Here is an 18,551-nt window from a genome sequence, read left to right as displayed (position 1 = left end):
GGTAGCGCCGGGCGCTGCCCGGCGGATCATTTCCGCGCCTGTGGAGAGGTGTCACTTTCTTTGCGCGCAAAGAAAGTAACCAAAGAAACGCTCCGCCGGTCGCGAGCCGACGTGCTGCGCACGCCGGTGCCCTGCGCTCCTCGGCCCGTCGAGGGACGGCACGGGAACTCGCTGCGCTCAGACACCCGTGCCTCTTCGCCCTCGCCGGACCTGCGGTGCTCGGCTCGCTCAAGGCGGACTGGAAGGTCAAAATCAACAACAAGAGCATCCACGCACGGCGTGGGTTTACTGGGTGCAGCCGCGGTTTTTGCTCTTGGGCCCGCCTTGGGCGAGCCGAGCATCGCAGGGGAATCAGGGGCGTAGAGGCGCCGATGTCTGAGCGTAGCGAGTTCGGCGCCGTCCCCTGATTCACCGAGAAGCGCAGGGAACCGGCGCGCAGCGCCGGCTCGCGCCCCGGCGGCGTGTTTCTTTGGTTACTTTCTTTGCACGAGCAAAGAAAGTGACACCCGCCCGCGGTCGCGGAAACGATCCGCCGGGAACGCCCGGCGAACCCGATCAATCCTTCCCGCGCGCCATCGCCTGGAACACCCCGTCGCGCCGCACCCACAGGTGGAACAGCGCCGCCCCCACGTGCATCAGCACCGTAGCGAACAACACGTAAGCCAGCAGGCTGTGCGCGTTGCGCAACGCGGCATACAGCGCCGGGGTATGCGGCATGATCGACGGCAGGTGCAGGCCACCCCACAACACGATCGGGTAGCCGCCGGCCGACAGCATCGCCCAGCCGATCAATGGCATCGCCAGCATCAGCGCGTACAGCATCCAGTGCGAGGCCTTGGCTGCCATTGCCTGCCACGCCGGCAGATCGGCCGGCAGCGGCGGCGGGCGGTGGCGCAGGCGGTTGTACAGGCGCAGGAGTACCAGCAGCAGGATCGCCACGCCCAGCGGGCGGTGCAGGTCGATCAGCATCGGCCGCAGATGCAGCGAGGCGACCATGGTCACGCCGACGAACAGCATGGCGACGATCATCACTGCCATGGACCAGTGCAGCATCCGCGCCAGCAGGTTGAAGTGACCGTTGCCGGAACTCATCGTGCGGTCTCCTTCTTCGGTGGTTCGACGTTGCCTGCGGCGCGTTCGCGTTCGCGGCGGTTGAAGGACTGCGAATATACGGCCGAGCGTGCGGCCAGGATGGGGTCGTCGCTGCCACGCACGCCGCTGGGGAGGATCAACGGATCGAAGTTGAGCTGGCCGCAGGCGCCGTCCTCCTGCGATTGCATGCGGTCCAGGCTGAGCACGCCGGCCACCACCTGCTCGCGCGAGGCAGGCCACGGCACCGACGGATCATCGATGGCATCGCCCGGTCCGGCCGTGGTAACGACCAGATCCCAGCGCACCGGTCCGCTGGCCAGGCGTTGCTGCAATTCCTGGCTGAGGAAATCGGCGCTGGCCTTCCCGCGCGTTTCCGCATCCATTTCCACCACGGGCGCCTGCGGCTGCCAGCGCCAGCGCACCGCGCGCTTCTGGCCCTGCGCGTTGGTGAACCAGAAGCTGTTGACGCTGTTGAAGGTGGTGTCGGCCCAGCTGCTGGTCCACGGTGCCGCCTTGGCCCATTGCTGGAAGGCTTGTGCGCTGGGGTATTTCGCCAGCACCGCAGCCATCTTCTGCGGATCGGGCTTGCCGGTGGCCGGGTCGGGGATGGATGCGCGGGTCTGTTCGAAGAAGGCTTCGGCGGTGGGCACGGCGAAGAACGGGAAGCTGTTCATCGCCATGCGCCACTCCTGCCCGTCATCGCTGACCATCTGCACGGCCAGGCTGCGCACGCGTGCGGTGTTATCGGCACCATAAGGGTCGCCGCCGCCAATCGACAGACGGCCCAGCACCGGCACACGCGGCTGCGAAAACATCCGTACACTGGACAGGGTGGCGGCCTGCGCGCTGGGCTCGAACCAGCCGCTCACGCAGACGCCCTTGCCGTGCGCACGGCGGAACCCGGGGTGGGCAGGACCGGTGGCTTCGAGGGTGTCGGTGAAGCGTTGTGCGGTCAGGCGGCTGCCGATCCAGCCGGCCAGCCAGGCGAACGCAAGGGCGACGATGCCCAGGATCAGCGCGATCAGCGCGATCCAGGGCAGTGGCGAATGCCTGCGCGGTGTGCCCGGTGCCTGGCCCGCGCGGGTGTAGCGGAAGAGCGACATGGTCGGAGTCCTGCCTTCACGGAGCGTGTGGGTGGTCGACCCCCACATCCTCGCAGAACCCGGCCGGAGCCGAAATTCAATTTTTCGTCAGATTTTCCGGGGACGGCGTGCCGACCAACGGTCGGCACCCACCCGATCAGCTGTAGCGCTGCTTCAGCATGGCCCACGCCGAACGCAGCGCCAGCGCTTCACCGCCGGCCGGCCGGCCCGGGCGCTCGCCATCGTTCCAGGCATATACATCCAGGTGGGCCCAGCGCTGGCCCTCCTCCAGGAAGCGCTCCAGGTACAGCGCGGCGGTCACCGAGCCGGCCATGCGCGAACCGGCATTGGCCAGGTCGGCGATACCGCTGCTCAGGTAGCGCAGGTAGGGGCGCCACAACGGCATGCGCCAGACCGGGTCACGGGTGGCATCGCCAGCCTGCAGCCACTGCTGCGCGACGGTGTCGTCATTGCTGAACAGTGCCGGCAGGTCCGGGCCGAGCGCAATGCGCGCAGCACCGGTGAGAGTGGCGAAGTCCAGCACCAGGTCCGGCTTCTGTTCACCGGCGAAGGTCAGCGCGTCGCACAGGATCACGCGGCCCTCGGCGTCGGTGTTGTCGATCTCCACGCTCAGGCCCTTGCGGGTGGCGATGACTTCACCCGGGCGGAAGGCATCCGGACCGATCGCGTTCTCCACGGCCGGGACCAGCAGGGTCAGGCGCACCGGCAGCCCGCGTGCCATCACCAGGCCGGCCAGGGCCAGTGCGTGTGCCGCACCGCCCATGTCCTTCTTCATGTTGCGCATGCCGTCGGCCGGCTTGATGTCCAGGCCGCCGGTATCGAAGCAGACGCCCTTGCCGACCAGCACCAGCGCCGGATCGGTTTCCTTGCCCCAGCGCAGCACGACCAGGCGCGGCGCACGGTGCGACGCACGTCCGACCGCGTGGATGGCCGGGAAGTTCTGCTTCAGCAGTTCATCGCCGGTGATCGCTTCGACCTGGGCGCCGTGTGCATCGGCCAGCGCGCGTGCGGCGTCCTCCAGCTGCTGCGGGCCCATGTCCTCGGTCGGGGTGTTGACCCAGTCGCGCACGCGCAGGCTGGCGGTGATCAGGTCGGCCACCTCGCCGGACGGTGCGGCCACCAGCTGCGCCGGCGCTCGGTTGCGCTTGCGGTAGCGGTCGAAGCGGTAGCTGCCCAGGCCCCAGCCCAACTGCAGCAGCGCCTGTTCGGCGGCCGGCAGTTCGTTGGCCAGCTGCCACACGCTGCCTTCCGGCAATGCATGCGGGGCATGCGCATAGCTGTAGGCATCGGCGCGATCGCCGACGCCGATCACCGCACCGGCGAGGCCATCGGCACCTGGCAGCAGGGCCACGCTGTGCGCACCGGCGGTGAAGCCCTGCGAGGCCAGCCACGCCTGTGCGGCAGCCGGCTGGTTGCCTTTCCAGGCTGCGAACTGCTCGCGGTCCAGCACGTACAGCGGCAGCGCCGCAGCGCTGTCGGCGGTGAAACCAGTGATCTCGCTCATGCGTCAGATACTCCGGGGTGCGGCGGCATCAAGGTTGGCGTCCAACCAGTCAGCCAGGCCGGTGAGGGTGTCGAACTGCAGGTCCGGTTGCAGTTGCGGATGGGTCCAGGTGGCTGCGTCACGGTTGATCCAGCACCCGCGCAGGCCGGCGGCGATCGCCCCGGCCACGTCCATCTCGGCGTGGTCGCCGACGTGCAGTACCTGTGCCGGCGCCACACCCAGGCGGGTGCAGGCGGCGTGGAAGATGCTGGCCTCGGGCTTGGCCGCGCCGTGTTCGCGCGCGCCCAGCTGGAAGGCGAAATGGTGGGCCAGGCCAATCCGTTCCAGGTCGGCGTTGCCGTTGCTCAGCGCCGCCACCGGCACCCGCGCGGCAATGCGCGCCAGTGCGTCCAGCGCATCGGGATAGCACTCGACCTGGTTGCGCGCGGCGTAGAACACTTCATAGGCCGGTTCCAGCAGCTCAAGGCTGGCACCGCTGTTCTGCAGCGCTTCGTGCAGGGTCAGCCGGCGCAGTGCGCTCAGGTCGTGGTGGAGATGCGGATTGTCGCGGAACGAGCGCTCGCGCAGTTCGCGCATCGCCGCCACCGGATACATCGCGGCGGTGGCGGGGCTGTGTTCGCGCATCCACTCGTGCAGGACCTGGTCGATGCGGGCGCCGATCGGAGTGAACGGCCACAGCGTGTCGTCAAGGTCGAGGGTGATGGCTTGGACGGGGAAATTCACCCCGCCATTCTACTCCCGCCCGCGCGGGCTTTCATTCCAGCAGGCGCGCCCAGCCCTGCATGCCGTCCAGCCGCGCCAGCACCAGCTTGATGCACACCAGCAGCGGCACCGCCAGCAGCAGGCCGATCATGCCCCACGCCCAGCCGAATACCATCAACGCCAGGATCAGTACCAGCGGCGACAGCTTCATGCGCCGGCCCAGCACGATCGGGGTCACCAGCTGCCCCTCCAGGGTATGCAGGGCCAGGTAGGCGGCGGCCGGCAGCAGTGCCTGCAGCGGGTCGCGGAATTCGACGAAGCCCATCAGCAGCATCAGCGCCACGCCGATCAACGGACCCACGTACGGAGCAAAATTCAGCAGCGCCGCCACCGTGCCCCACAGCAGCGCCTCCTGCAGGCCGATGCCGAGCAGCATCAGTACGCCGGCAAACACGAGGCCGACCAGGGTGTTGATCACGCTGATGGTCAGCACGTAGCGCGAGACCTCGCGCTCGATCGAGCGCAGGATGTCGCTGGTGAAGCGCTGCTGCTGGCGGTTCGGGAACAAAGCGATCGCCGCGCGTTGCAGGCTCTGCCCGTAGATCATGAAGAACAGGGTCAGCAGCACCACCGCCAGCACCGAGGCGGCCAGGCGCGGCGCGCGGGTGAGCATGCGATAGGGATCGTCCAGCTGGGTGCGGATCACCTGCACTTTGCGGTTGCTGTCGCCGCCGGCCACGCGGGCGAAGTTCTCTGCCGCCTGGTTGGCCTGCTGCACCGGCCGGGTCAGGTCCTGCACCTGGCGGGCCACCTTGCGCAGCTGCTGCGGTGCCTCCTGCGCCCATTCCATGGCCGGCCCGACCAGCTGCACCGCCAGCGAACCGGTCACGCCCAACCCGGCACCGAGGATCAGCAGTGCGCCCAGTGCGCGTGGAATCCACAGCTTCTGCAGCAGCCGCAGGATCGGATTGCCGACCAGCGCGAAGAACATCGCCAGCAGCACCGGCAGGATGATGTCCTGCGCGGCCCACAGGGTGTAGCCCACCGCCAGGGTCGCCAGCACCACCAGCGACATCGGCCCACGCGGACGCGGAGGCGGTGGCACGGGTGCCTCGGGCTCTCCACTGCCGGGTGGTGACGGGGACGGGAAGGACTGGCTCATTGGCGCACCAACCGGGAAGGAGAGCGCATTATCCGCCGGCCATGATCGGCACGGCGGGTTTCCTGGATCAACGTTCGGACAGTTCGGTGGCCGCTTCGGCGGGGCTGGGCCCGCGTGGGTCCGGAACAGGGGCGGGCGGTGGCGTGCCCGCGGGCTGGGCTTCGGCAGCGGGCGTGGCGGGCTGTGCCTGTTCACTGGCAGTGCCGGCGTCCTCGACCGCATCGTCGGCGGTATCGGCCGCGTGCGCAGCCATCGCTGCGGCAAACGCGGCCTGGCCACTGGCGAACAGGTTGGACACCGAGCCGATCATCTGCAGCCAGCGCGCCCCGTTCACCCGGCCCGGCACTTCCAGCCTGCCGGCAATGAAGCCACCGGCCAGGCCGACCACCACGATGCGCAGCGGAGACCAGCCCTGGCGCCAGACCTGGCTGAGCGTGGACCAGTGGTCCTGGGTCTCGCCCAGGCGTACGGTCACCACCTGTTCGCAGCGTTTCACCCGCCGCTGCAGCGCGCCGAACTTCATGGCTTGCCCTCCGGCAGTTGCACGCCGGCATCGGGATCATCCTCGCTGGGCTCGTCGAACAGGCCCAGGCGTGACAGCTGGCGCCGGGTAGCGTGCATGCCGGTGTGGTGGAAGAAGTAGGACACCCGCCAGATCGCATAGCCGGTGACGGCCAGGCTCAGCAGCGAGGTGATCAGCAGTGCCTGCAGCCAGCTCAGGCCCCAGCTCTGCAGCAGGGCGATCAGGGTTGCGGCCATCAGCAGCCAGGCCGACGCACCGAACACGATCGCTACCCCGGCCCAGGCCAGCGCGCGGCCGAACGCACTACGGGCCAGCGCGAAGTCGGCCGAAGCCAGGCGGCGCAGCGACCGCAGCGTGTGCTTGGCCGAGTCGGCGGCGGCCCGACCGGCCGCGCCGACCTGGCGGATGCTCTCATCCAGCGGCGGGGTGGCCGCCGGATCAGGGGTTTGCGCGTTGTCTTCGCTCACGCCGCGGCTTACTTGTCGCTGCTGCCGCGGGCCAGCTTGGCGATGATCCAGCCCGCCGCAAAGGCGACGCCGAACGAGGCCAGCGGACGCTCGCGGATCAGCTCAGCGGCGCTGTCGATCAGGTCCTTGCCCTTGTCCATCAATGCATCGACCTGTTCCTTGGCAGCAGCACCGCCGAATTCGGCGGCAGCCAGGCCGGACAGCGCACTGTCGGACAGCTCGGCCTTGACGTTGGCCTTGCCGATGCGCAGCTCGTCGGTGGCTGCGCCGGTGGCGCCCTTGATCGCACCGCCGGCGGCAGTGGCGGCCTGCTTCAGGTGGGAACCGGCTTCACCCAGGTGTTCCTTCAGGCTCTCGGTATTGGTGGGGCTCATCGAATCACTCCTGTTGCGATGGGGGAACGGGCGTCGGCGGTGCCGACCTGGACCGACAGCAATAGCACTGCCGGGGTATAGGGGGTGTTACGGCCAAGCGATCAGCGCATCACCAGTTGGCCCTGCTGCTGGCCATTGTTGCGGAGGATGCGCAGCACCAGGGTCGGCGGGCGCTGCTGGAAGTTCGCCCGCCAGCTGGCCAGATCGGCGAATTCTCCCACCGTGGCGTCGGTGATGATGTCGCCTTGCTGCAGGCCGTTGCTGGCCGCACGGCTGCCGCGCCTGACCTCGCTGACCAGCACGCCGCCGACACCGGACTGGCGCAGCGACTCGGGCAGGTCCACGAACGTGGCGCCACCCAGGCGCGGGTCCAGGCTGTCACCGCTGACAGCGCGCGCCTGCTCCTTCAACGTAGCCTTGATCTGCAGTGGCTTGCCTTCCCGGCGCACGTCCAGCGCCATTGCACTGCCGACCGCGGCCAGGCCTTCCACGTTGTGCAGGGCTTCTGCGCTGTCCACGCGCTGGCCATTGGCCGCAACCACCACGTCACCGGGTTTCAGGCCTGCAGCTGCGGCCGCCGAACCGGCCAGCACCCGCGTGATCAGCGCGCCGCGGGTTTCGCCCAGGCCCAGGCCCTGCGCGATCTGCGCGCTCAGGTTCTGGCTTTCCACGCCCAGCGTGCCGCGTACCACCACGCCATGCTTGACCAGCTGGTCGACCACGCTGCGAGCCAGGTTGGACGGAATCGCCAGGCCCAGGCCGATGTTGCCGGCCATGCTGCCCTGCGGGTTGAAGCTGGCCGTATTGATGCCCACCAGCTGGCCCTGCAGATCGACCAGTGCGCCGCCGGAGTTGCCGGGGTTGATCGACGCGTCGGTCTGGATGAAGTTCTGGTAGCCCAGGCCGCGGATGCCGCTGCGGCCTACCGCCGAAACAATGCCCGAGGTGACCGTCTGGCTGAAACCGAAGGGGTTGCCGATGGCCACCACGAAGTCTCCCACCCGCAACTGGTCACTGTTGCCGAGCTTGATGTCGGTCAGGTTCTGTGCCGGGATGCGGATCAGTGCGATGTCGGTATCGCGGTCCGAGCCGAGGAACTCGGCCTTGACCGTGCGCCCGTCGGCCAGTGTCACTTGCACGTCATCGGCGTTCTCGATGACATGGTGGTTGGTCAGCACCAGTCCTTCCCTGGCGTCGATGATCACGCCTGAACCGAGCGATTCATTGATGCGCTCCTGCGGGATGTCCGGGAACAGGCGACGGAAGAACGGGTCATTGAAGAAAGGGTTGCGCACGCGCACCACCTGCTTGGTGTTGACGCTGACCACCGCCGGCATCGCTTTCTCCAGCATCGGGGCCAGCGACGGCACTGGCTGCCCGGCCACCGAGGCGGGCAACGCAGCGACCGTCGGCAGTGCCGCCGGCAGCGGTGCTGCGTCGGCGCGATTGTCCAGATGGGTGTTGATGCCGGTGGCAACGAAACCGCCGAAAGCGGCGGCAATCGCAAGCGTGAGCAGGGTGGGAAGCGGTCGCATGGGAGTTGGATTCGCTGGCGTGGATGGGGGCGGTTCGGCCTTACGGTAAAACAAGCTGAATGAGTGTGTCGCGATTCGGATAAATGCGCCATGAAAAGCGGGTGGCCGGCGTAGGGGATGCGATCCTTGCTGGCGGGCCGCCAGCGACATCCACCCCTCTGGTTCCGTTCGCGCCAGCGGGCGCCGGAAACCGCGTCGGCAGTGGCCGATGCTTGCGCAGTTCCGCGCAACCGAGGGAGCGTCACCCTCTGGCACAAAGCAATGAGCCCCCCCCGGGCGGATACATGCAAGGGCCGATATTCCTCGCACGTGGGCAGCGGCGCGGCACTGAAAATGCAGGGATTTCCAGCGCGCCCGCTCCCATGGCACGGGAGCCGCACTACACCCATCCTGTCGCAACGGATGCGATTGTGTGCGGCTGCCCCGTTCCACGATCGTCAATGTCGGTATAGCATCGCCCCGTTTTGACACTTAAGGCCCGCAGGAGGGCAACATGAGCAACGGTAATGGTGTGTCGGTCGTGACCGACGCCGTCGAGAACGTGAAAGAAACCGCTACCAACGTCGGCGACACCATCGCCCACGCTGCCGAAGACGCAGTGAAGTCGGTCAGGAAGACCGTCAAGCGCGCCGCCAAGGCTGCCGGTACTCGCGTTGCCAAGGCCAGGAAGGCAGTGGCCAAGGTCGAGAAGACCGTTGCCAAGAAGGCCGGGAAGGCTGCCAAGTCGGTCGGCAAGACTGTTGCCACGGCCAAGAAGAAGCTGGAAGCCGCCAAGAAGAACGCCAAGGCCGAAGCCGCTGCCCTGAAGAAGGAAGTGGCCAGGAAGAAGGCGGCTGCAGGCAAGGCTGTGACCAAGAAGGCCGCCGCTGCCAAGAAGACCACCAAGGCTGCCACCAAGGCTGCCGGCAAGAAGGTCGCCACCGTGAAGAAGGCCGCCGCCAAGAAGGCTGCAGTTGCGAAGAAGACGGTTGCCAAGAAGACCGCGGCCGCCAAGAAGACTGTCGGCAAGAAGGTCGCCACCGCCAAGAAGGCTGTGGCCAAGAAGACCGTCACCGCCAAGAAGGTCGCCGGCAAGAAGGCTGTGGCTGCGAAGAAGGTTGTCGGCAAGAAGGTTGCCGCCACCAGGAAGGTCGCCACCAAGAAGACCGCGGCTGCCAGGAAGGTTGTCGGCAAGAAGGTCGCTGCGACCAGGAAGGTCGTCGCCAAGAAGGCGGCACCGCTGAAGAAGGTTGCCACCAAGAAGGCGCCGGCCAAGAAGGCTGCCGCCAAGAAGGCACCGGCCAAGGCCGTGCGCAAGGTCGCCAAGCGCAAGTAATCGCGCCGTGACCGAAGGCCCTGCCACCCCCGGGTGGTCGGGCCTTTCGCGTTTCTGGGGCGCGGTCTGGGGCAAGATGCAGGTACTTCCCGCCGGAGCCCCCCCATGCGCGGTATCGACTTCAGTTCCTGGCAGGGCGTGCTGTCCACGTTGGCCGGCCTGGTCCTGATCACCCTGCTGGGCGTGGGCATCCGCCTGCTGGTGATGCAGACCCTGCAGCAGCGCCGCGAACGCGAGAACCGGCAGATCAACGAACGGCTGCGCACGTTGATGGCCGCCTACAAGACCCTGGGCGGTTCGTTCACTGGCGAATTGGGTGTGGATCCCAGCCATCGCCGTGACCTGCGCCAGCGAGAAGAGGCCGAAGGCATCGCCGAGCCCCGCTCGGATCGCGCGCGCCGCATCCGCGATGCCGTCGAAGCGGCGCTGTCGGACATCCTGCTGCTGGGCACCGACGAACAGGTCCGGCTGGCTGCGCGTGCCGCCAATGAGATGGCACAGGGGCGACCGGTGCACATCCACGAACTGGTGATCTCGCTGCGCGACTTCGTGCGCGAAGCGCTGGATCTGGCGCCGATTCCGGCCGACCTGCAGATACCGCCGCAGGGACCGACCCGGCCGGGCGCTGCCAGTGGCGGCGGCAAGGGCCGCAACGACGGCGATGCCAAGGGCGGCCGTGCGGGTGCAGGTGGCGGAATGGGGGCCGGCATGGGCGGCATGGGCGGCATGGGCCTCGGCGCCGGCGCCGCACTGGGCGCCGGCCATGCCTCCGCCAGCGATGAAACGGACGCGCGCTGAGCACGTCCGCCCGGTTCAGCGGGTCAGCTCGTAGATCGGCACGAAGCCGCCGTAGATCATCCGCGCGCCGTCGAATGGCATCGGGTTCTTCTGCGGGTCCAGCCGCGGATCCTCCATCATCCTCTTCATCCCGGCATCGCGGGTTGGCTTGTCCGGCCATTCGATCCAGGAAAACATCACCGTCTCATCCGGCGTGGCTTTCACTGCGCCGAAGAAGTCGGTGGTCTTGCCGTGCGGGACGTCATCACCCCAGCACTCCACCACGCGCAGTGCACCGAACTCGACGAAGATCGGATTGGCCTCGCGGGCGTGGGCGAGGAATTTCTCTTTGTTGGCGGTGGGGACTGCCAGTACGAAACCATCGATGTAGCTCATTGCCTGCCTCCGGAATGGGCCGTGCCACATGCACGGCCTTCAGGTACACGACGAACCAGGGCGCCGCGGATCGACACCAGCGCGGCGCCCGTTCAGCCCGGAGCGCCGGGGAGCGGCGCCAGCACCGTCTCCGGTGGCCGCAGGCCGGCCAGGTGGCGCACGAAGTAGTCCCACATGCGATGCGTGTAGGTGGCGTCGTTGCGGAACAACTCGTGGTCCTGCCGGGCCAGGTACAGCAGGTCGTAGCTGCGCTGGGCGCTGTTCAGGGCGGCGGCCAGCTGCAGGGTCAATGCCGGTGGCGCGTTCTCGTCCAGCTCGCCATACACCAGCAGCAGATGCCCGCGCAGGTTGCTGGCCAGTGCCGCATTGTCGAGCCCGGCAAAGGGTGCCGGCACGCCATCGGCTATGGCCGTAGCTGGCAGCACGCCACCGAACAGCCGGTCCATGCCGTGCAGGGCGCCGCCGTACATGCCCTGGAAGTTGTGGCTGCCTGCCGAGGCCACGGCCACCTTGTAGAACGCCGGGTAGCGCAGCAGTGCACGCGCCGCGCTGTAACCACCGAACGAATGCCCATAGATGCCGACCCGCTGCAGGTCGATACCCCGGTAGCGTTCGCCCAGCTGGCGCAGCGCGGCCACATGGTCATCGAGTTGCACATCGGCGCCGTGCAGGAAGCTGCTGTCATGGAACGCCTTGTCGCGGCCACCGGTGCCGCGTGCATCGATGCTGACCACCGCGAAGCCGAGTTCGGCGAGGCTGGCACGCGATACCGGGTTCAAGGCGGACACCGCCTCGGCGTACGTCACCGGCGCATTGCTGATGAAGGAACCACCGTACATTGCGTCGATCACTGGGAAGCTGCCGTCATCGCGATAGTCGCGGGGCAGGTAGAGGGTGGCGAAGATCGGCGTGCGCCCGTCAGCGGCCAGCAGCCGTTCGCGCCGCGGTGAGCGCCACCCGGCAGCAAGCACCGCGCGGGTGTCCGCTTGTTCCAGCACCAGGACCTCACGGCCATCGTCGCTGGCACGCAGCACCGTGCGTGGCGGCTGTTCGAGGCTGGACACCGTATCCACCAGGTAGCCACCGTCCGGTGACAGTGCCTGTGGCGCACGGCCGCCGAACAGCGCGCCGGTACCAGCATCGGCCATGTGGTCGCTGCCATCGGCGGCCAGGCGCTGGACAGGCCCGCCCTGCAGGGATACCCGGTACAGGCCACGCATGTAGGGATCGCCAGCGTCGACGCCGCCCGCGCTGAAGTAGGCCCAGCCGCCGGCGCTGTCCACGCCCAGCAGGTCACGCACTGCCCAGTGACCGCGCGTCAGCTGCCGCACTACCTTTCCATCGGAAAGGCGTACCCGGTACAGGTGGCCCCAGCCATCGCGCTGTGAGAACCACACGGCCGTGTCCTGACCGGGGAGGATCGCCACCGTTGGCCGGTTGTAGGAATACACGTTGAGCTGCAGGCGGGTATCGCTGGCTTCCTCCAGTATGGTGCGCAGCGCTCCGCTGTCGGCCTCGACCTCCACCAGGCGCAGGCGCCGTGGTGCGCCGAAGTGCGCGATCACGGCGTACAACCGGCCACCGTCCCAGCCCAGGATGCCCGCCTCGCTCAGGGTGTTCCAGCCCTCGGGCAGTGCGATGTCATGCTGCCTGCCGCTTCGGGTATCCACCACAAACAGGGTGTCGCGCACCTGCTGTGCATCGCCCATCACCCCCAGCTTCACGGTGTGCACGCGTGGGCGCGCGCTGCCGACCGGCGTGCTTTCCAGATAGGGGTAATCCCGCAGCGCACGCTCGTCGTAGCGGATGCCGGCCACGTAGCGGCCATCCGGTGACCAGCCGACCGCAAATGGCCGCACCGGCATCCGGCCTTGGCGGCGCGGAATACCGCGAAGGGTGAAGTCCGGCAGTACGCCATACCCATGGCTGGGTTCACCGCCAGTGGTCAGCGCACGCGTTGCCGTGGCGGGGGACTGCAGCCACAGATTGTTGTCGCGTACCCGCAGCCAGGCATTGCCAGTGGGCGAAGGCAATGCATCAGGCGGTGGCGCTGCATCCTGCGAACGCACGCATTGCCAGCGCGGCCATCGGCAATCGATCGGCACCGCACCGCTGAAGCGCAGGCGCAGGCCATCGTCGGTTGCCTGCACGCTGGCCAGGCGCAGGTGTGGCCCGCTCGCACCGAAGGGTGCAACTGCGCTGTCCAGCGCGGCGGGCTCGAACAGGACCTTGCGGGTGGCCTGCAGCGGGTCGACCAGTACCGCTTGGCGTCGACCCTGCGCGTCGTCGCGCTCATACCAGAATCGCCCATCGGGCAGCCAGTTCGGCAGCACCGATGCATTGCGCAGCGCCCCGCGCAGATGACTGTCGTGCACGCGTTCGGCGCGCTGGTAGTCAGCGGCCTGCAGTGCATGTGCGGCGTTGGTCGAGAACAGGGCAGCGCCGGCCAGAACGGCGGCGCGGACGGACGTCAACAACGGATCGGGCACGTGCAAGGCAACCTCCTGTGGCAATCGTGGATCACATCAACGCATCACAGATGCACGCGCCGCGCGCGTATGCCAGACGCAGCCTGAATCAAGCCAGAAAATTCAGCAATGCGAAGACCGCTGTTTTCAGGGAACGTTGGGGCGAATAACGGAGAATTTACATTCCCGATGCGATGGCGCCCTGGCGCTGCTGCACACCATAAGAAAGTAAAGGTGTACCCCCATGAAGAATTCGCTGATTGCTCTGGCCCTGGCGGCTGCCCTGCCGTTCACCGCCTCGGCTGCTGAGAACCTGTCCTACAACTATGCCGAAGCCGACTACGCCAAGACCGACGTCGATGGTGTCAAGGCCGACGGTTGGGGCGTGAAGGGTTCGTACGGCTTCCTGCCGAACTTCCACGCATTCGGCGAATACAGCCGCCAGGAAATCGACCACACCAACCTCAAGGTTGACCAGTGGAAGGTCGGCGCCGGCTACAACGTCGAGATCGCTCCGTCGACCGACTTCGTTGCCCGCGTTGCCTACCAGAAGTTCGACCCGAAGCATGGCCTGGACTTCAACGGCTACAGCGCTGAAGCCGGCATCCGCACGGCCTTCGGTGCCCACGCCGAGGTCTACGGCATGGTGGGTTACGAAGACTTCTCCAAGAAGCACGGCGTCAACCCAGAAGGCCAGTGGTACGGCCGCCTGGGTGGCCAGGTCAAGCTGAACCAGAACTGGGGCCTGAACGGCGAACTGAAGATGAACCGCGACGGCGACAAGGAATACACCGTCGGCCCGCGCTTCAGCTGGTAACTGCTTCCCGGCGCGCATCCGCGCTGGAGATGCCTCGACAGGCCCGGCCCACGCCGGGCCTGTTGCGTTGTGGGGAACCGGAACGCCGGCTGACCGTGCAGGGGGGGGGCCGGTGCGTTGCAATAAATTGGATTCCGCTGCCTGCGGTGCCGGCCTACGGTGGGTTCATCGTATTGCCGGGTCTGCCGTGATGCCGCCTTCCGTTCCCATCCTGCCTCCTGGACGGCCGTGCTGCCTGGCACTGCTGGCCCCGCATCCGGTGCTGCGGCTGGGCGTGGAAGTGGTGCTGCAGCAGCGGGGAGGGGTGCGGATCTGCGGCAGTTTCTCCAGCAGGCGCGAGCTGCTGAACCTGCTGTACTCACGACCGGGCAGCATCGATCTGGTGCTGATCGACCTGCTGCCGGATGTCGCTGTCGCCGATGGTCTCGCCCTGCTCGGCCTGTTGTCCCGGCGCTGGCCGCGGCTGCCGGTGCTGGTGCTGTCCGCGCACTGCGACGCCAGCACCGTGACCATGGTGATGCAGGCTGGCGCGCGCGGATTCCTGGCAAAAGGCACCACGCCGGAAATGCTGTTGCGGGCGGTCGATGTGCTGGCCCGTGGTGGCCGCTTCGTCCCCGTGGAGCTGCACACGCAGTTGAATCGAACGCGGGTGCGGCGCACCCCGGCGCCGATGCTCACGCCCCTGAGCCGGCGCGAGCGCGAGGTACTGCGGCTGGTCCTTCAGGGCTGCACCACCGGCGAGGTTGCGCGGCGCTTCGGCCGCACCGCCAGTACGGTCAGTACGCAGAAGCGGACGGCCTACCGGAAGCTCGGCATCCACAGCGATGGTGACCTGTTCCGCATCCGGCACCTGCTCGAATGCGGATGAGCCGGCCTATTCGCCCTGGTACTGCTTTTCTTCCACCAGTGCCGAACCAGCCACGCGGTTGATCTCGTTCTTCACCTGCACGCGTTCGCCGTTGGTGCCATAGACACCGCGCGCCAGCTGGATGAACGCATCGTCGAATACCTGGGCTGCTTCCTTGTCGCGCAGCCGGTCCTGGATGTCCCACATGCGCTCGTTGATCGCCTTCAGCTGCTGCTTCAGTGCGTCAAGTGCCGGCTGGGCCCGCAACTGCTGCTGCAGCAACGGCAGCAGGCCATCCAGCTCGGTGCGCACGTTGGCCAGCTTGGCGGCATCACCGATGCGCTCGGCCTTGATCTCGAGGATGGTGATCTTGTCGATCAGTTCGCCGATCGATACCGGGGTCAGGATGGCGTCCACGTGGTTGGTCCCTGGAAACAGGACGCCATGATACCGCGCCGGCAGGGAGGCACCCCGAGCAGCCCTTGCATCGGTTTCCGCCAGGCTGGGGCATCACCGCTGATCCCGCTGCGCCACATCCGAGAGGCAGGGGGCCGGGCAGCCACTCAGCCGCGCAGGCGCAGGCTCAGTCCCTTGAGGAAGTTGCGCAGCATCTGGTCCAGGCAGCGGCGGTAGTTGGCATGGCCCGGCTGGCGGAACAGTGCGCCGACTTCCGACTTGGAGACGCTGAAACCGGCACCGGCGAAGATATCCATCAGGTCCACGTCGCGCAGCTGGAATGCCACGCGCAGCTTCTTCAGCACCAGGTTGTTGTCGATGCGGGTTTCCACCGCACGCCGCGGCTGGCTTTCGTCGCGGCCACGCAGGTGCACGATCAGGCCATCGAGGAAATGCGCCAGTGCGATGTCGGCCATCGGCGCAAAGCCGGCTTCGTCCTCACGGCGCAGCCAGGCCTTCACCTGCTCGGTATCCACGGCGAACGCCGGATCGGCCAACTGGCACAGGGCCACCACGTGATGGTCGCCCAGGTCCAGGGAGTAGCGCACGCTGCGCAGGACATCGTTGTTGATCATGGCCCATTGTACCGGCCCGCCGCCTGTCACCGGGTTGTCATCCAACAGACGCAGGGTGGCTGGATTTCCAGCAGGATCTCTACCATGCGCCGGTGCATTCTCTCCGTGCTGTTGTTCGCCAGCAGTTCCGTCGTCTACGCCGCGGATGGCTTCGTACCGGTCGAGCAGCGCCTCAACGCGGCCCAGCTGGCCGAAGTCGGCCTCACCCCGGCACAGCTGCAGGTACTGAACCGGGTGCTGCGCGAGGCCGAGGGGGCGGCGGCCTCGCATGCCGCCGCGCCGGGTGCTTCCGCGGATTCACCGCTGCCCGCCAATCTGCCGGCCCCGGCCAGCATGCACCTGGGCCTGGAAGAAGGGCCGGTCAGCGCGCGCGTGGTGGGTGATGTCGCGGGTTGGGCGCCGGGCACGGTGTTCACCCTCGACAACGGCCAGCAGTGGCAGGTGATGAAGGGCCAGATGAAGCTGCGCCAGGTGCTGCAGGCGCCGCAGGTGGCAGTGGTGCCGGGAATTGCCGGGCGCTGGTTCCTGCAGGTCGACGAAGACCTGCCCAAGGCACGTGTGTTCCGGCTGCGCTGAGCCGGGACAGCTCCGCGGGCCGGCCATCGGGCAGCCTGGGCAACGCAGGGCCGACCCGACGATGCCAGAATGACGGCTTGGTTCCCATGGAGTTGCCTGCATGACCCGCACCGTCCTGATTACCGGCGCCACTTCCGGCTTCGGCGCCGCCGCTGTGCACCGCTTCGCCCAAGCGGGCTGGAGGGTGATCGCCACCGGCCGCCGCAGCGAGCGCCTGCAGCCGCTGGTTGATCGCTACGGCAAGGACGTGGTGCATGCCGCTGCCTTCGACATCCGCGATCCGGTAGCGATGGAAGCGGCGCTGCTGGCGCTGCCGCCGGCCTTTGGCGAGATCGACCTGCTGGTCAACAACGCGGGCCTGGCGCAGGGGACGGCGCCGGCGCAGAGCGCCAGCCTGAAGGACTGGACCACAATGATCGACACCAACATCACCGCGCTGGTCACCCTGACCCACCGCCTGCTGCCGCTGCTGGTGCAGCGCAAGGGCGCGATCATCAACATTTCGTCGGTGGCCGGCGTCTACCCGTATCCCGGCGGCAACGCCTACGGGGGTACCAAGGCCTTTGTCAGCCAGTTCTCGCTGGGCCTGCGTTCGGACCTGCACGGCACCGGCGTGCGTGTGACCACGATCGAACCGGGCATGGCCGAGACCGAGTTCACCGTGGTGCGTACCCACGGCGACCAGAACGCGTCGGACAAGCTGTACAGCGGCGCCAACCCGATGACCGCCGAGGACATTGCCGAACAGATCTTCTGGGTGGCCACGTTGCCGCCGCACCTCAACATCAACCGCTTGGAGCTGATGCCCGTCAGCCAGTCGTTTGCCGGTTTCCAGGTGGCACGCGAAGGCTGATCGGCACCCTGGATGGGGCCGTGGAGCCGAGCCCATGCTCGGCTTCACCGGCGAAAAAAAAGCCGGGCAATGCCCGGCTTTTCCCGTTCAGGCCCGAAGGATCACTGCGCCTTGATTGCCATTGCCTGCAGCCCGGTGCCATCCAGCTTCTGCTTGGCCTCGGCCAGTTCACCGGCACTGCCGTAAGGACCCATGCGTACCCGGTACACCGTCTTGCCGTTGATCTGCGCCGATTCCACGCGTGCGGCCAGGCCCATCATGGCCAGCTTGGCCTTGGTTGCCTCTGCGTCGCCGGAAGCACCAAAGGCGCCAGCCTGCAGGATATAGCGGGCGTTGTCGGCCGCCGGTGCCGAAGCGCTGCTGGCTGTGGCCGGCGCGGTCTCCGCGCGCGGCGCAGCAGCAGCCGTCGTGCGGGCCGGGGCCGGCGCCGAGCTGGCGGGCGCCGCCGCGGCCGGGCGCTCATTCAACGGTGCCGGCAGCGGGGGATTGGCCGACGGCACCGGCGCAGTGCTGGCCACGCTGGCTGTCGCTGCCGGTGCCGGCGCGGTGGACGTCGCCGGCGGTACTGGCTTGCCTTCCAGCGCGGCCTGCGCGCGCTGCGCTTCGGTTCTGGCCCGGCGCTGTTCCTCGGCACGCGCGCTGGCGGCCAGTTCAGCGTCGGACATTTCAACTTCCTTGCCCGGCAGCAGGGTGTAGAAGTCGTACTGGGTGGCAGCCGGCTTTTCCGGTTCGGCAGGCTTGGCTCCGGCAGGCTGCGCCGCTGGTTCGGTACCCGCATCGCTGTCGGCATCGGCGACGGGGGCCGGCTGCGCATTCGGGTTCGGCTGCGGGCCCGCGCGCAGGAAGCCGTCGCCTTCGCCCTTGAACAGGTTCGGCGCCGCCAGGAACACCACGGCCGCGATCGCCACGCCGGCCACCAGCCACACCCATCCGGGTGTGCCCTGGCTGCTGCTGTTGCGTCGTGCCTGGCTTTTGCCGCGTCGTGCTGCCATGTGTACTGCGTCTCCTG

20 protein-coding genes are annotated in these 18,551 nt (G+C 67.7%); 6 read left to right on the top strand and 14 right to left on the bottom strand.

The window, feature by feature from the left end:
- Positions 1-555: 555 nt before the first annotated feature.
- The 9 genes from A9K58_RS12655 to A9K58_RS12615 all read right to left on the bottom strand — a co-directional run bounded on the left by A9K58_RS12655 (position 556) and on the right by A9K58_RS12615 (position 8,462).
- Positions 556-1,092: a cytochrome b gene (locus A9K58_RS12655; protein ID WP_065199673.1), complete on the bottom strand. Its 537-nt coding sequence runs from the start codon at positions 1,090-1,092 to the stop codon at positions 556-558.
- Positions 1,089-2,195, bottom strand: a complete 1,107-nt coding sequence (locus A9K58_RS12650; RefSeq protein ID WP_065199672.1) for a catalase family peroxidase — start codon at positions 2,193-2,195, stop codon at positions 1,089-1,091. The genes A9K58_RS12655 and A9K58_RS12650 overlap by 4 nt, the downstream gene beginning before the upstream one ends.
- Before the next feature lie 136 nt (positions 2,196-2,331).
- On the bottom strand, positions 2,332-3,699 hold the full coding sequence (locus tag A9K58_RS12645) for a leucyl aminopeptidase family protein (protein ID WP_065199671.1): 1,368 nt from the start codon (positions 3,697-3,699) through the stop codon (positions 2,332-2,334).
- A 3-nt stretch (positions 3,700-3,702) separates the two neighbouring features.
- Positions 3,703-4,422 carry an HAD family hydrolase gene (locus A9K58_RS12640; protein WP_065199670.1) on the bottom strand — a complete coding sequence of 240 codons (720 nt, stop codon included), beginning with the start codon at positions 4,420-4,422 and terminating at the stop codon, positions 3,703-3,705.
- A 31-nt stretch (positions 4,423-4,453) separates the two neighbouring features.
- The gene (locus A9K58_RS12635; protein WP_065199669.1) at positions 4,454-5,563 is read right to left on the bottom strand and encodes an AI-2E family transporter; all 1,110 of its coding nucleotides are present in this window, start codon (positions 5,561-5,563) and stop codon (positions 4,454-4,456) included.
- 67 nt (positions 5,564-5,630) lie between these two features.
- A complete protein-coding gene (locus A9K58_RS12630) occupies positions 5,631-6,086 on the bottom strand; it encodes a protein sip-5 (protein ID WP_065199668.1) in 456 nt (151 codons plus the stop codon).
- Positions 6,083-6,553, bottom strand: a complete 471-nt coding sequence (locus A9K58_RS12625) for a phage holin family protein (protein ID WP_065199667.1) — start codon at positions 6,551-6,553, stop codon at positions 6,083-6,085. The genes A9K58_RS12630 and A9K58_RS12625 overlap by 4 nt, the downstream gene beginning before the upstream one ends.
- An 8-nt stretch (positions 6,554-6,561) precedes the next feature.
- Complete coding sequence (locus tag A9K58_RS12620) at positions 6,562-6,927, bottom strand: hypothetical protein (RefSeq protein ID WP_065199666.1); 366 nt, start codon at positions 6,925-6,927, stop codon at positions 6,562-6,564.
- 101 nt (positions 6,928-7,028) lie between these two features.
- Positions 7,029-8,462 carry a Do family serine endopeptidase gene (locus tag A9K58_RS12615; protein WP_065199665.1) on the bottom strand — a complete coding sequence of 478 codons (1,434 nt, stop codon included), beginning with the start codon at positions 8,460-8,462 and terminating at the stop codon, positions 7,029-7,031.
- Between the two features lie 493 nt (positions 8,463-8,955).
- On the opposite strand from A9K58_RS12615, the gene A9K58_RS12610 reads away from it, so the two are divergent.
- The gene (locus tag A9K58_RS12610) at positions 8,956-9,777 is read left to right on the top strand and encodes a histone (protein WP_065199664.1); all 822 of its coding nucleotides are present in this window, start codon (positions 8,956-8,958) and stop codon (positions 9,775-9,777) included.
- 105 nt (positions 9,778-9,882) lie between these two features.
- A complete protein-coding gene (locus A9K58_RS12605) occupies positions 9,883-10,575 on the top strand; it encodes a hypothetical protein (RefSeq protein ID WP_065199663.1) in 693 nt (230 codons plus the stop codon).
- Positions 10,576-10,590: 15 nt separating this feature from the next.
- On the opposite strand, the gene A9K58_RS12600 is transcribed toward A9K58_RS12605, so the two are convergent.
- Together A9K58_RS12600 and A9K58_RS12595 are read right to left on the bottom strand one after the other, a co-directional pair.
- Positions 10,591-10,950, bottom strand: a complete 360-nt coding sequence (locus tag A9K58_RS12600; protein ID WP_065199662.1) for a DUF1428 domain-containing protein — start codon at positions 10,948-10,950, stop codon at positions 10,591-10,593.
- 92 nt (positions 10,951-11,042) lie between these two features.
- Positions 11,043-13,445, bottom strand: coding sequence for a S9 family peptidase (locus A9K58_RS12595; protein WP_065199661.1), 2,403 nt, complete (start codon positions 13,443-13,445; stop codon positions 11,043-11,045).
- 217 nt (positions 13,446-13,662) lie between these two features.
- Here A9K58_RS12595 and A9K58_RS12590 point away from each other — a divergent pair, with 217 nt between their 5' ends.
- Positions 13,663-14,235 (top strand): OmpO family porin, encoded by a 573-nt coding sequence (locus tag A9K58_RS12590; protein ID WP_065199660.1) that lies wholly within the window; start codon positions 13,663-13,665, stop codon positions 14,233-14,235.
- Between the two features lie 190 nt (positions 14,236-14,425).
- A complete protein-coding gene (locus A9K58_RS12585; RefSeq protein WP_065199659.1) occupies positions 14,426-15,103 on the top strand; it encodes a response regulator transcription factor in 678 nt (225 codons plus the stop codon).
- Between the two features lie 6 nt (positions 15,104-15,109).
- Here the strand turns inward: A9K58_RS12585 and A9K58_RS12580 are convergent, their stop codons facing one another.
- Together A9K58_RS12580 and A9K58_RS12575 are read right to left on the bottom strand one after the other, a co-directional pair.
- Positions 15,110-15,499 (bottom strand): DUF6165 family protein, encoded by a 390-nt coding sequence (locus tag A9K58_RS12580; RefSeq protein ID WP_065199658.1) that lies wholly within the window; start codon positions 15,497-15,499, stop codon positions 15,110-15,112.
- A 146-nt stretch (positions 15,500-15,645) separates the two neighbouring features.
- A complete protein-coding gene (locus tag A9K58_RS12575) occupies positions 15,646-16,113 on the bottom strand; it encodes a YehS family protein (protein WP_065199657.1) in 468 nt (155 codons plus the stop codon).
- Positions 16,114-16,197: 84 nt separating this feature from the next.
- On the opposite strand from A9K58_RS12575, the gene A9K58_RS12570 reads away from it, so the two are divergent.
- On the top strand, positions 16,198-16,689 hold the full coding sequence (locus A9K58_RS12570) for a hypothetical protein (protein ID WP_065199656.1): 492 nt from the start codon (positions 16,198-16,200) through the stop codon (positions 16,687-16,689).
- Between the two features lie 100 nt (positions 16,690-16,789).
- Complete coding sequence (locus A9K58_RS12565; RefSeq protein WP_065199655.1) at positions 16,790-17,542, top strand: SDR family NAD(P)-dependent oxidoreductase; 753 nt, start codon at positions 16,790-16,792, stop codon at positions 17,540-17,542.
- 101 nt (positions 17,543-17,643) lie between these two features.
- Here A9K58_RS12565 and A9K58_RS12560 read toward each other — a convergent pair whose 3' ends face one another.
- On the bottom strand, positions 17,644-18,534 hold the full coding sequence (locus tag A9K58_RS12560) for an SPOR domain-containing protein (RefSeq protein ID WP_065199654.1): 891 nt from the start codon (positions 18,532-18,534) through the stop codon (positions 17,644-17,646).
- Positions 18,535-18,551: the final 17 nt, after the last annotated feature.

Origin of the sequence: Stenotrophomonas maltophilia, assembly GCF_001676385.1 — a bacterium.
Lineage (GTDB): Bacteria > Pseudomonadota > Gammaproteobacteria > Xanthomonadales > Xanthomonadaceae > Stenotrophomonas > Stenotrophomonas maltophilia_J.
Note: the sequence above shows the minus strand (reverse complement) of the source record. Positions and strands in the feature narration are given on the sequence as shown.

Excerpts from the sequence above, each read along its gene's own strand:
- A9K58_RS12650 (WP_065199672.1), bottom strand. The coding sequence starts at position 2,195 with ATGTCGCTCTTCCGCTACACCCGCGCGGGCCAGGCACCGGGCACACCG.
- A9K58_RS12620 (WP_065199666.1), bottom strand. The coding sequence starts at position 6,927 with ATGAGCCCCACCAATACCGAGAGCCTGAAGGAACACCTGGGTGAAGCC.
- A9K58_RS12610 (WP_065199664.1), top strand. The coding sequence starts at position 8,956 with ATGAGCAACGGTAATGGTGTGTCGGTCGTGACCGACGCCGTCGAGAAC.
- A9K58_RS12590 (WP_065199660.1), top strand. The coding sequence starts at position 13,663 with ATGAAGAATTCGCTGATTGCTCTGGCCCTGGCGGCTGCCCTGCCGTTC.
- A9K58_RS12655 (WP_065199673.1), bottom strand. The coding sequence starts at position 1,092 with ATGAGTTCCGGCAACGGTCACTTCAACCTGCTGGCGCGGATGCTGCAC.
- A9K58_RS12615 (WP_065199665.1), bottom strand. The coding sequence starts at position 8,462 with ATGCGACCGCTTCCCACCCTGCTCACGCTTGCGATTGCCGCCGCTTTC.
- A9K58_RS12605 (WP_065199663.1), top strand. The coding sequence starts at position 9,883 with ATGCGCGGTATCGACTTCAGTTCCTGGCAGGGCGTGCTGTCCACGTTG.
- A9K58_RS12630 (WP_065199668.1), bottom strand. The coding sequence starts at position 6,086 with ATGAAGTTCGGCGCGCTGCAGCGGCGGGTGAAACGCTGCGAACAGGTG.
- A9K58_RS12560 (WP_065199654.1), bottom strand. The coding sequence starts at position 18,534 with ATGGCAGCACGACGCGGCAAAAGCCAGGCACGACGCAACAGCAGCAGC.
- A9K58_RS12600 (WP_065199662.1), bottom strand. The coding sequence starts at position 10,950 with ATGAGCTACATCGATGGTTTCGTACTGGCAGTCCCCACCGCCAACAAA.
- A9K58_RS12585 (WP_065199659.1), top strand. The coding sequence starts at position 14,426 with ATGCCGCCTTCCGTTCCCATCCTGCCTCCTGGACGGCCGTGCTGCCTG.
- A9K58_RS12645 (WP_065199671.1), bottom strand. The coding sequence starts at position 3,699 with ATGAGCGAGATCACTGGTTTCACCGCCGACAGCGCTGCGGCGCTGCCG.
- A9K58_RS12570 (WP_065199656.1), top strand. The coding sequence starts at position 16,198 with ATGCGCCGGTGCATTCTCTCCGTGCTGTTGTTCGCCAGCAGTTCCGTC.
- A9K58_RS12635 (WP_065199669.1), bottom strand. The coding sequence starts at position 5,563 with ATGAGCCAGTCCTTCCCGTCCCCGTCACCACCCGGCAGTGGAGAGCCC.
- A9K58_RS12575 (WP_065199657.1), bottom strand. The coding sequence starts at position 16,113 with ATGATCAACAACGATGTCCTGCGCAGCGTGCGCTACTCCCTGGACCTG.
- A9K58_RS12565 (WP_065199655.1), top strand. The coding sequence starts at position 16,790 with ATGACCCGCACCGTCCTGATTACCGGCGCCACTTCCGGCTTCGGCGCC.